Source organism: Dactylosporangium sp. NPDC050588 (assembly GCF_040654975.1).
Classification (GTDB): domain Bacteria; phylum Actinomycetota; class Actinomycetes; order Mycobacteriales; family Micromonosporaceae; genus Dactylosporangium; species Dactylosporangium maewongense.
The window spans coordinates 107,322-118,605 of record NZ_JBFAJA010000031.1; the positions used below are offsets into that span (position 1 = coordinate 107,322).

Consider the following 11,284-nt stretch of genomic DNA (forward strand, 5'->3'; position numbering starts at 1 on the left):
TCAAGCCGCCGGTCGAGCCGCGGGTCGAGCTGCCGGTCAATCCGCGGGTTGAGCCGCCGGTCGAGCTGCCGGTCGAGCTGCCGGTCGAGCTGCCGGTCGAGCTGCCGGTCGAGCTGCCGGTTGAGCCGCCGGCAGCCGACACCGGCGAGGCACCGACCCGCGTCACTCCCCCGCCCGAGCCACCCGCCCGGCGCCGACGGCTCCCGCGTTGGGCGTCGCGGGGGTGGGCGGCGTTCCTCGACGCGCTGGACCTCACCCCGCCCGCGCCCCCCGCCGACGTCGAGGCCACCGTCGACGAGTCGCTGGCACGGGTGGAAGCGCACCTCGACCAGATGCTGCACCGCCTCGGGCCGCCCGCCGCGACGGCCCACGACCGCGCGAGGAGCACGTCGTGAGCGAGCGCCGGACTGTCGCACGGCCTGCCGACCCCGCCGGTGCCGCGGCGGATCACGGCTGGCGTGACCTCGCCACCTGGGACAGGCTCGCCGAGTGGGAGAAGGCGTCGCCCGGCACCGCCGGGGAGCTGATCGAGCTGCTGAAGGCGGAGCGCCGTCACGCCCACCGGTTGGCCTGGGCCGACTGGGCGAAGCAGTGCGCGGGTGTGGTGCTCGGATTCGGCTGCGTGCTGACCATGGCGTGGCTCGCGTGGCACTACGCGGAGCTCGGCTCGCCGGTCGAGGGCGTGACCGTGATGGGCGCCGGCACTGCCTCGACTGTGGCCATCTTCGTCACCGGGCGGTACGTCGGTCAACGACGTCCCCGTGGCTCGGGGTCGCCTGATGCCGGTGCGCGACAGTGATGCGCCTGCGCCCGCCGGGTCAGCCGACGCTGTAGGTCAGGGTGAGCGCGTTGTTGGTCTCGTCGTACTCGGTCCACCGGTAGCTGTCGACGTCGATGCCGAACTGGTAGGTGCCCGGCACGGCCGGGGTCTGGAAGTAGTACGTGAACTGGCTGGTCGTGCCCGTCGGGAGGCTCTCGGCGTGGCAGACCACGTGGCCGGCGCCGCTGCCCCACCGGAAGCAGTCGAAGGGCACCCCGCTGTCGTTGGTGAAGAGGATGTCCAGCTCGCCCGGCGCCCGGCGGAGGTGCACGTACACGGGTCCGGAGTCGGGGCCGATCCCCGGCCGCGGCGCGGTGTTCCCGCCGACGCGCCAGCCCGTGTTGGTCACCTGGACCGTGTAGCTGTGGATCACGCCGGCGAGGACGGGCGCCGCCGGGTCGACCGTCGCGGCGACGGTGATGTCCGCGGAGTACCGGACGCACGTCACACCGGTGCAGGGGGCGGCCGCGGCCGGGCCGGCCGGGAGCATCGTCCCCACCAGCACGAGGCCGGCGGGAAGAGTGTGCCACAACCTTGGTAACCAGGACATGACCAGATGCTAAGAATTGATCATCGTCTTGACCAAGCGAGCGCATGGAACCCGACAGACCCACCGGCCACAGGAAGGGACAGCCATGACCCAGTTCCCACGCCACTCGGTCAGCGTCGCGGCGGTGGTCACCGACGAGGGGGGCCGGGTGCTCGTCATCCAGCGACGCGACAAGGGCGCGTGGGAGATTCCCGGGGGGATCCTGGAGCTGGACGAGACCCCGCAGGCCGGCGTCCGCCGTGAGGTGCTCGAGGAGACCGGGGTGGAGATCGAACCGGAGCGGCTGACGGGCATCTACAAGACCGTGACCGTCGGCATCGTCGCGCTCGTCTTCCGGGCCCGTCTCGTCGCGGGCAGCCCGGCGGCGACGGAGGAGGCGGCCGCCGTCGACTGGTGGACCGCCGACCAGGTCGCCGCGGGCATGAGCGAGGTCTTCGCCGTGCGCACCCTCGACGCGCTCGGCGCACACCCCACGCCCGCCGTCCGCAGCCACGACGGCCGGCGGTTCGTCGACCGGCACGGCCAGTACACCCGAGGATAAGACGCGCTGCTCCGCTGGGGACCGTCTGGATGAGCCGTTGCCGTCGGGCTGCGATCGCGGTGCGGACGGGCAATCCGCTCAGCGCCGGACCGCGACCGCCGACGGTGACGGCAGTGCTGTGTGTTCGATCGGAGGCCGCGATGCATGACGGGAAGCTGCTGGTGATGTCACGGCGGCTTCAGCGTCGTGCCCAGAAGGCGGGCGGGTCGACGCTCGCCTCGGCCGTGCTGGCGGCGTTCGCCGTGGCCGTCTTCGCCGTCAACCTGTCCGGTCCCCGGACCCCGCTGGTGCTGCTGTGGCTGGCGGGACCCCTGTCGGTGGTGGTGCCGGTGCTCGCCGCGGCGAGGATCGCCCGATCGGCCCGGTTCCCCGCACCGACCCGGCGCTTCTGGAAGCACCTGGCCATCTGCGCGGCGCTGGCCGGGATCGGCGTCGCCTCCAACGCTCGCGACGCGCTCGGCAGCGGCGTCGCCAGCCAGGACCTTTCCCCCGTCACCGTGGCCGCCTACAGCAGCGCCGTGCTGACGCTGCTGTGGGGTCTGTGGCGGTTGCCGCTGGGCACCACCAGCCGCGGGGACCGGATGCGGATCGGCATGGACGCCGGCACGGTGCTCGTGGCGGCGACGGTGTTCATGTGGCACTACCAGGCCCGCCCGCTGCTCGAGGCCGGCAGCTACCGGGCGCCGTCGCTGATCGCGGCCAGCTTCACCCTCGTCCTGGAGCTGCTCGCGGTGTTCGCCATCGCGAAGGTCGCGCTCTCCGGGCACATGTTCGTGGCGCGCGGCGCGCTGCACCTGTTCGCCGCGGGCATGATCGGCGGCGCGCTCAGCGGCTTCCTGCAACGGCTCATCGTGGACCAGCCGCACCTGGGGCTGTCCCAGATCACCGTCCCCGTAGTGATGATCTGCGCGACGGCGGCGGCGAAACGGCAGTGGCAGGAGCCTCCCGCACCGGGCCGGCGACGCCAGACGGGCACCCGGCCGTCGAGCAACCTCCCCTACCTCGCCGTGGCCGCCGTCGACACGCTGCTGCTGGTCGCCATCTTCACCGACGACGGTGACGAGCGCCTCGCGGCGGTGGCCGCCGTGGCGTTGACCGCGCTGGTGGTGTGGCGGCAGATCACGGTGTTCCGCGAGAACGCCCGCCTGGTCGCCCGCCTGGACCACAACGCGACCCACGACGCGCTCACCCAGCTGCCCAACCGGGCGCTGTTCAACGAACGGCTCGCCGCGGCGCTGTCGTCGGCGACCGGGCACGGCGTCAGCGTCGCGCTCGTCGACCTCGACGACTTCAAGACCGTCAACGACACGCTCGGCCACGCGGCCGGCGACGCGCTGCTGCTCGCCGTGGCCCGGCGCCTCGTCGCGGCCGTCCGCCCCGGCGATGTGGTGGCGCGCCTGGGCGGCGACGAGTTCGTGGTGATCCTCGACGACGTCACCCCCGCCGTCGCCGAGCAGGTGGCGCAGCGGATGATCGCCGCCCTCGGCGAACCGGTCGTGGCCGACGGGCACGAGCTGCTCGTGCGCGCCAGCATCGGCATCGCCGGCGGCCGGCCCGGCGACGACGCCGGTGAGCTGCTGCGCCGCGCCGACATCGCGATGTACGCCGCCAAGCACGGCGGTGGCAGCAACTGCCTGCCGTACACCGACGGCATGGCCGGTGCGGTGGCCGGCTCGGCCGCGCTCGGCGCCCAGCTGCGCCAGGCCGTCGACAACGGCGAGCTGTTCGTGGAGTACCAGCCGATCGTGTCGCTGGACAGCGGCCGGATGACCGCCGTCGAGGCGCTGGTGCGGTGGGCGCACCCCACCCGCGGGACGCTTCCGCCGGCGGAGTTCATCCCGGTCGCCGAGCGGACCGGTCTCATCATGGCGGTCGGCGACCTGGTGCTGCGCGAGGCGTGCCGGCAGCTGGCCTCCTGGTCGGCCGAGCACGGCCCGCTGGCACCGGCCGCCGTCAACGTCAACGTCTCGGCGCGTCAGCTCGCCGAGGCCTCCTTCACCGACCGGGTCGCCGCGGTGCTCACCGACACGGGCCTCGCGCCGCACCGGCTCACCCTCGAGATCACCGAGAGCACCGCCGTGGCGCTGGGCGGCGCCGTCACACACCTGGAGGCGCTGCGCCGGATGGGCGTCCGCGTCGCCCTCGACGACTTCGGCACCGACCAGTCGTCGCTCACGCTGCTGCAGCACCTGCCGGTCGACGAGATCAAGCTCGACCGGTCGTTCGTGCAGCGTTCGGCCCCGGGACGCGCCGGCGCCATGCCGGCCGCGGTGCTGGCCCTGGCCCGGGTGGTCGGGCTGGACGTCGTCGCGGAAGGGATCGAGGTGCCGGAGCAGGCGCAGCGGCTCGCCGCGCTCGGCTACCGGACCGCGCAGGGCTACCACTTCGCCCGCCCGATGTCCGCGGACGCCGTCGACCGGCTGCTGACCGCCGCACCGGCGACCGCCGCCGCGACGTAGCGGACGCCCGCCCCGGCTCAGCCGATGAGGTCGAACTGCGCCCAGGGGCCGATCGCGGTGCGGTTGGCGATCAGCGGCGAGCCGCCACCGTTCTCGGCGGTGACATACCTGTTGTCGGCCCGGGCCCGCAGGCTGATCACGGTGGCCGCGCCGGCGGTGATGAGGATGCCGCCGAGCGGGATGTGCAGGAACGCGGTCTCGGTGCAGCTCTCGGCGGTGTGCCCGAGCGCGGTGTAGAAGGACCGGCCGCCGTCGTAGTTCTGGCACCACGTGGTGGGGTGGTCGCCGCCCATCGTCGAGCCGGTGTAGGACGTGTTGTCGACCGACGTGAGCACGTGCACGGCACCGCGGGGGTTGGTCTGGAAGTCGTACCACTCGTGTCGCTCGCCCAACTCGACCCGCTCGCCCTGCGCGACCTCGTCCAGACCGGCGAGTGCGTGTTCAACCTGTCCGAGAAGCTGTTCGACGACGACTACCCCGGCCACTACGGACGCGCGACGGCCGCCTCGACCCGGCCGCGCTCACCGGGGCCGTGCTCGTCCTCACCTACCAGGGCCGCGTCGACTGGAGGACCCGTTGACCCGCCGCCGGGGATGGTAGGGACAGCCCTACCGTGAAGATCAGGGCCGGCCGTGTGCCCGTATCGGACGCGGCCGACCACCCTGAGATCCATGCGAAACACGGTGGCCGTCGAGCTGTTCGACGTGACGAAGACGTACCCGGGCGCCGGGGTCCGGGCGCTGGACGGGGTGTCGGTGGCGTTCACCGCCGGCACGTTCAACGCGGTGATGGGGCCGTCCGGCTCCGGCAAGTCCACGCTGCTGCAGTGCGCGGCGGGGCTGGACCGGGCGGACTCGGGGCGGGTGCTGCTGGCCGGTCAGGAGATCGGGCGGCTGCGGGAGCCGAGGCTCACCGAGGCCCGGCGGAAGCTGGTCGGGTTCGTCTTCCAGTCGTACAACCTGATCGACTCCCTCTCCGTCTGGCACAACGTGCTGCTGCCCCAGCGGCTCGCCGGGGCGCGGCCGGACCGGGCGTGGGCGCGGGAGGTCGTGCGCCGGGTCGGGCTCGCCGGACGGGAGGACGACCGGCCCGCGCAGCTGTCCGGCGGGCAGCGGCAGCGGGTGGCCCTCGCACGGGCGCTCGCCGCCCGGCCCGAGGTGATCTTCGCCGACGAGCCGACCGGCGCGCTGGACCTGACGACCGGCCGGGAGGTGCTCGACCTGCTGCGTGAGGCGGTCGACGGCCTGCACACGACCGTCGTCATGGTGACCCACGACCCGGCGGCCGCCGCGCGGGCCGACCGGGTGGTCTTCCTCGCCGACGGCCGGATCGTCACCGAGCTGGCGAACCCGTCGGCGGCCCGGGTCGCCGCCCAGATGACCGCCGTCACCGACCGCAAGGCCACGACGATGACCGGGAGCGCCCGATGATCCGCCTCGCGATCGCCACCCTGCGCCGGCACCGTGGCGCATTCGTGGGTACGTTCGTCGCCGCGCTCCTCGCCGTGGCGCTGCTCGCCGGTGGCGGGCTGCTGCTGTTCTCCGTCCTCACCGCGAAACCCCCGGCGGACCGGTTCGCCGCCACCTCGGCGGTCGTGGCGGGTGAGCGGGAGATCAGCCTGGAGACGGTGACCACCAAGCACAAGAAGGAAGGCAAGACCAAGGTCAAGCGCAAGGTCAAGACCGAGCGGCTGACCGGCGCCGGCACCCTGCCCGTCGACCTTGCCGGCCGGATCGGCGCCGTGCCAGGTGTCACCGCGACCGTCGCCGACTACGCGTTCCCGGTGCAGGCGACGACCAAGGACGGTCGCCCGCTGCGGGGCGCCGACGACGCGCCCGTCATCGGGCACGGCTGGGCGTCGGCGGTGCTCACCCCGTACACCATGAAGAACGGCGACAAGCCGGGCGCCGGTGAGGCCGTGATCGACGCGGACCTCGCGGCACGAGGACACGTCGCGGTCGGCGACGAGCTGCGGGTCACCACCCGGACCGGGGCCCGCACGGTGCGGGTCAGCGGCGTCGCGGCACCCGCCGGCCGGGACGGGCTGCCCGCGCAGGGCGCGCTGTTCCTCGCCGACGCCGATGTCGCCGCCGTGTCGGGGCTGCCCGGGCCGACCGCGGTCGGGATCTTCGGCACGTTCGATCCGGCGCAGATCCGCGCCGCCGCCGGTGCCGCCGACGTCCTCACCGGCGCCGACCGGGTCCGCGCCGACCTGCCCGGCGCGCTGCCGGACTACATCGGCCCGATCTCGATCTTCGGGTTCGTCATCGGCATCACCGCGTTCGCGGCCGTCTTCGTCCTCACCGGCACCGTCACGCTCAGCGTCCGGCAGCGGCTGCGCGAGCTGGCGCTGCTGCGGGCGATCGGCGCCACCCCGAAGCAGCTGCGCCGCGTCCTCGGCCTGGAGAGCGTCGTCCTCGCCGCCGTCGCCGCGCTGCCGGCCGCCCCGCTCGGCGTGCTCTTCGCCGAGGTCGTCGCCGCCCGGTTCCAGACGCTCGGCGCGGTGCCGGCCCAGTTCGAGGTCCGCGCCAGCGTGCCGGTGCTGCTGCTCGCGGCGGCCGCCGGGGTCCTGGTCACGTTCGTCGCGGCGCGGATCGCCGGGCGGCGGGCGGTCCGGATCGCGCCGACCCAGGCCCTCGTGGAGACGGCGACGGCCCCGACCGGCGGCCTGGTCGTGCGGGTGCTCGCCGCGCTGGTCGCGACCGCGGGCGCCGTCGCGGTGCTCACGTTCGTGCCGCTGGACGGGCCGTTCGGCATGGGGATGAGCTTCATCTCCTCCGCCCTGCTGCTGTGCGCGGTCGCCGCCACCGGCCCGCTGCTCGTCCGCCTGCTGACCACGCTCGTCGCCCGGCCGTTCGGGCTGGCCGGGCTCGTCGCCCGCGCCGAGTACCGCCGGGTGTCCGCCGTCGCCGTCCCGCTCGTGCTCATGTTCGCGATCAACACCGTCATGCTGCTCAACGGCGCCCTGTCGAGCCGGCTGGCCGGGCAGGAGCAGGTGGCCCGCTCGGCGCCCGCCACGGCCCAGGTCGCCGGCGCCGGCGGGCTGCCGCTGGACGCCGTGCGCCGCCTGGCCGCGGTGCCCGGCGTGACCGGCGCCGCCGCGCAGCTGCCGACCCGGGTGATCGTCGCGCAGGGCGGCAAGCCCGAGGACTACCCGGCGCAGGGCCTCCTCGTCACCGGCACCGACGCCGCCCTCGACCTCGGCGTCGTCGCCGGCGCGTACACCGCCGACGGGTTCGCGGCGAGCGCGGCACTCGTCCGGCAGTACAACTGGAACGTCGGCGACCTCGTCCCGCTGTGGCTTCCCGACGGCCAGCAGCAACGGTTGCGCCTTTCCATGGTGTACGGGCGATCCCGCGGCTTCGGCGACCTCGTGCTGCCGGCCGACCTCGTCGCCGCCCACGACCCGCGCGGGCTCGTGCGCACGGCCGGCCTCCGGTACACGCCGGGCACCGACGAACGGATCCTCGCCGAGTTCCCAGGGCTGCGGATCACCCCGACGCTCGACGCCGCGCCGCCCGGCGACGCGTCGAACCAGCAGGGCGCCTGGGAGCTCATGGTCGTCATCTCGCTCGGGTTCACCGCGATCGCCGTCGTCAACACGTTCGCGATCGCCGCCACGGCCCGCCGCCGCGAATACGCCGACCTGCGCCTCATCGGGGCGACCACCCCACAGCTGCACCGGCTCGCCGGCGCCGAGGCCGTCGTCACCGTCCTCGTCGGGCTGCTGCTCGGCGCCACCGTGACCGGGATCGTGGTCGGGGCGTTCAGCATCGCCCAGGACGGGACCTTCCGGGTGTTCGTCGAGCCTCTCACGTACGCGGCGATGGCCGGCGGTGTCGCGGCCCTCGGGCTGGTCGCCGGGTTCCTGCCCACCAGGCTCATGCTGCGCCGCCGGGCGCTGGCGAGCCGGGTCTGACCCCGTACCATCTGCGATGATGCGCAAGATCATGGGTTCGGTGCGGCCGCTGGCGTACCTGGCGACCGCACCGATCGCCGGGGTGGCCGGGTTCGTCTGGAGCCTCGCCGCCACCGTGATCGTCACGCTGCTGGCCGTCACCCAGCTCGGCGGGCCTGCGTTCCTCGGTGCGGCCTGGGTCACCCGGGCGTTGGCTTCTGTGGAGCGGCGCCGGGCTGGCTGGGTGCTCGGTGCGCCGGTCGCCGCGCCGTACGAGCCGGTGACCGGCACCTTGCGCTCTCGGGTCGCTGGCGTCGCCGCCCAACCGGCCACCTGGCGGGACCTTGCCTGGCTGGTCGTGCTCTTCCCGCTGGGCCTGGCCGGTGGTGTCGCCGGCCTGGTCGTGGCGATCGTCGACCTCGGCTCGATCGTCGCGCCGCTGTGGGCGTGGGCGGTGCCGAACCCGCACGCGCCGTGGCCGATGAAGCCGCTCATGACCACCGTCCCGGGCCGGTTCGGGCTCACCGTGCTCGGGCTGGCGCTGCTGCCGGTCGCCGCCTGGTTCGTCCGTACCCTCGCGACCGGTCTCGCCCGGCTTGCCTCAGCGCTGCTCGCACCGGGTGAGCACCGCCGGCTCGTCGAGCGGGCCGCACGCCTCGCCGAGACCCGCCGCCGGGTCGTCGACGCGCAGGCCGCCGAGCTGCGCCGCATCGAACGCGACCTGCACGACGGGGCGCAGGCCCGCATCGTCGCCGCCGGGATGACGCTCGCCCTCGCTGCCCGCAAGCTGCGCACCGACGGCGACGCCGCGCCCGACGTGGCCCTCGCCCGCCGCCAGCTCGACGACGCCCTGGCCGAGCTGCGCCGCCTCGTGCGCGGCATCCACCCACCGATCCTCACCGACCGGGGCCTGCACGCCGCACTCGCCGCCCTCGCCGGCGACAGCCCGTTCCCTGTCTCGCTGACCGGCCCGTTGGGTGGCTCGCTGACCGGCTCCTCGGGCGGCTCGCTGGGCGGTTCGTTGGGCGGTTCGCTGGGCGGTTCGCTGGGCGACGAGCGGTATCCGGCCGCGGTCGAGTCCGCCGCCTACTTCGTCGTCGCCGAAGGCCTCACCAACGCCGCCAAACACGCATCGGCGTCGACCGGCGTCGTCGACATCCGCCGTACCGGCGACACAGTCCACGTCACGGTCACCGACGACGGCCGCGGCGGCGCCGACCCCAACGGCCCCGGCCTCGACGGCCTGCGCCGCCGCGTCGAAGCCCTCGACGGCATCCTCACCCTGTCCAGCCCGCCCGGCGGGCCCACCGTCCTGCACGCGGAGCTGCCATGCGCATCGTGATCGCCGAAGACCTGCTCCTCCTCCGCGACGGCATGATCCGCCTCCTCACCGACACCGGCCACACCGTCGTCGCCGCCGTCGACACCGCCGACGCCCTCATCACCGCCGTCACGGAACACCGCCCAGACCTTTCGATCGTCGACGTCCGCCTGCCACCGGGCTTCCGCGACGAAGGCCTCCGCGCGGCCCTGCGCATCCGCTCGGCCGACCCTTCCGCGAAGGTCCTCATCGTGTCGCAGTACGTCGAACGCGCCTACGCCGCCGACCTCCTCGCCGACGGCCGCGGCGGCGTAGGCTACCTGCTCAAGGACCGCGTCACCGACCTCGACGAGTTCCTCGACGCCGTCGACCGCGTAGCCGCCGGCGGCACCGCCCTGGACCCCGAGGTCGTCCGCCAACTCTTCACCCGCAACGCCCGCAACCACGGCGTCGAAGGCCTCACACCCCGCGAACGCGAAGTCCTGCACCTCATGGCCCAGGGCCTGTCGAACACCGCGATCTGCACGACCCTGGTCCTGGCCCCAGTCTCGGTCGAGAAGCACATCACCAACATCTTCGCCAAACTCGACCTACCACCATCCGACGACGCCCACCGCCGCGTCCGCGCCGTCCTCACGTACCTCAACAGCTGACCGCCCCCTGAGGCCGCCAACGGCAGGCGGCGGTGGTAACGACGCGACTCGGGTACGCGTGGGTTCTGACGGCGAACCGTCCCCCGCATTCGCGGGCACCACGAGACGCCCGACGTAGCTGCGTGGGACGGTGACGGGACCATCCCCGCGCACGCGGGGGTGGTCCGAAGTCCGTTGGCGGCGCGGTCGGTGGAGCGGCGTGCTCCCCGCGCACGCGGGGGTGGTCCGGACCAACGGAGCCGCGTGGCGAGCGACCAACGGTGCTCCCCGCGCACGCGGGGGTGGTCCGGGGACGTACCCCCCTCGAAGGGGTGTGCTCCCCGCGCACGCGGGGGTGGTCCGCCCGTCGTCCGGTAGATGAACAGGTTGTACAGGTGCTCCCCGCGCACGCGGGGGTGGTCCGGTGAACGAGTTCATGACCGACAAGGAGATTAAGTGCTCCCCGCGCACGCGGGGGTGGTCCGCGGCGTGACGCACTGCTTGACGTCGAGGCACAGTGCTCCCCGCGCACGCGGGGGTGGTCCCGGCGCCGCTGCACTGGCACATTGGACAGTCGGGTGCTCCCCGCGCACGCGGGGGTGGTCCCTCCTCGGGCAGTGTCAGTCCGTAGGCGTCAGGAGTGCTCCCCGCGCACGCGGGGGTGGTCCCTGGACCAACGCCACCGTGCCGGCGGACGCCCGGTGCTCCCCGCGCACGCGGGGGTGGTCCGACCTCGCCAGCCAGCGCGACCGCCTGCCCGGGGTGCTCCCCGCGCACGCGGGGGTGGTCCTGAGGTCGCCTTCCAGACGCAGCAGCTCACGATGTGCTCCCCGCGCACGCGGGGGTGGTCCGTCCCAGACGGTGAGCCCGTGGCCGGCCAGCGTGTGCTCCCCGCGCACGCGGGGGTGGTCCGTACCTGTACTGCGCCGTGCACTGCTTCAGCATGTGCTCCCCGCGCACGCGGGGGTTGTCGCGGCTTCCTGAAGACTGACCCCCAGCGGGTTTTTGAATCTTGACCCCTCCTCTTTGATGATCTTGGAGGGTGTTGAGCGTGGAGGACTGG

General features: G+C 73.9%; 10 protein-coding genes and 1 CRISPR repeat array. Of the genes, 8 read left to right on the forward strand and 2 right to left on the reverse strand.

Going from position 1 to position 11,284, the window contains the following annotated elements; translation table 11 throughout:
* Positions 1-391: 391 nt before the first annotated feature.
* Positions 392-799: a hypothetical protein gene (locus tag AB0I21_RS22830; protein ID WP_360563926.1), complete on the forward strand. Its 408-nt coding sequence runs from the start codon at positions 392-394 to the stop codon at positions 797-799.
* Between the two features lie 19 nt (positions 800-818).
* On the opposite strand, the gene AB0I21_RS22835 is transcribed toward AB0I21_RS22830, so the two are convergent.
* On the reverse strand, positions 819-1,370 hold the full coding sequence (locus AB0I21_RS22835; protein ID WP_360563928.1) for a hypothetical protein: 552 nt from the start codon (positions 1,368-1,370) through the stop codon (positions 819-821).
* An 85-nt stretch (positions 1,371-1,455) separates the two neighbouring features.
* Here AB0I21_RS22835 and AB0I21_RS22840 point away from each other — a divergent pair, with 85 nt between their 5' ends.
* Together AB0I21_RS22840 and AB0I21_RS22845 are read left to right on the forward strand one after the other, a co-directional pair.
* Entirely contained in the window at positions 1,456-1,911 is a 456-nt protein-coding gene (locus AB0I21_RS22840; protein WP_360563930.1) for an NUDIX domain-containing protein, read from the forward strand.
* Between the two features lie 140 nt (positions 1,912-2,051).
* Positions 2,052-4,370 carry an EAL domain-containing protein gene (locus AB0I21_RS22845; RefSeq protein ID WP_360563932.1) on the forward strand — a complete coding sequence of 773 codons (2,319 nt, stop codon included), beginning with the start codon at positions 2,052-2,054 and terminating at the stop codon, positions 4,368-4,370.
* A 17-nt stretch (positions 4,371-4,387) separates the two neighbouring features.
* On the opposite strand, the gene AB0I21_RS22850 is transcribed toward AB0I21_RS22845, so the two are convergent.
* Positions 4,388-4,855: a ThuA domain-containing protein gene (locus AB0I21_RS22850; protein ID WP_360563934.1), complete on the reverse strand. Its 468-nt coding sequence runs from the start codon at positions 4,853-4,855 to the stop codon at positions 4,388-4,390.
* On the opposite strand from AB0I21_RS22850, the gene AB0I21_RS22855 reads away from it, so the two are divergent.
* From AB0I21_RS22855 to AB0I21_RS22875, 5 genes are read left to right on the forward strand one after another with little or no spacing between them, the layout of a single operon-like run.
* A complete protein-coding gene (locus tag AB0I21_RS22855) occupies positions 4,748-4,987 on the forward strand; it encodes a hypothetical protein (protein ID WP_360563936.1) in 240 nt (79 codons plus the stop codon). The two genes, AB0I21_RS22850 and AB0I21_RS22855, sit on opposite strands and share 108 nt — an antisense overlap.
* A gap of 54 nt (positions 4,988-5,041) precedes the next feature.
* A complete protein-coding gene (locus AB0I21_RS22860) occupies positions 5,042-5,800 on the forward strand; it encodes an ABC transporter ATP-binding protein (RefSeq protein ID WP_360563938.1) in 759 nt (252 codons plus the stop codon).
* Positions 5,797-8,289, forward strand: coding sequence for an ABC transporter permease (locus tag AB0I21_RS22865; RefSeq protein WP_360563940.1), 2,493 nt, complete (start codon positions 5,797-5,799; stop codon positions 8,287-8,289). Before AB0I21_RS22860 ends, AB0I21_RS22865 begins: the two co-directional genes overlap by 4 nt.
* A gap of 16 nt (positions 8,290-8,305) precedes the next feature.
* Positions 8,306-9,610: a sensor domain-containing protein gene (locus AB0I21_RS22870; RefSeq protein ID WP_360563942.1), complete on the forward strand. Its 1,305-nt coding sequence runs from the start codon at positions 8,306-8,308 to the stop codon at positions 9,608-9,610.
* On the forward strand, positions 9,598-10,242 hold the full coding sequence (locus AB0I21_RS22875) for a response regulator transcription factor (RefSeq protein ID WP_360563944.1): 645 nt from the start codon (positions 9,598-9,600) through the stop codon (positions 10,240-10,242). Before AB0I21_RS22870 ends, AB0I21_RS22875 begins: the two co-directional genes overlap by 13 nt.
* 138 nt (positions 10,243-10,380) lie before the next feature.
* Positions 10,381-11,194: direct repeats of the CRISPR family, unit length 28 nt; unit sequence GTGCTCCCCGCGCACGCGGGGGTGGTCC.
* The last annotated feature ends 90 nt before the right edge of the window (positions 11,195-11,284 follow it).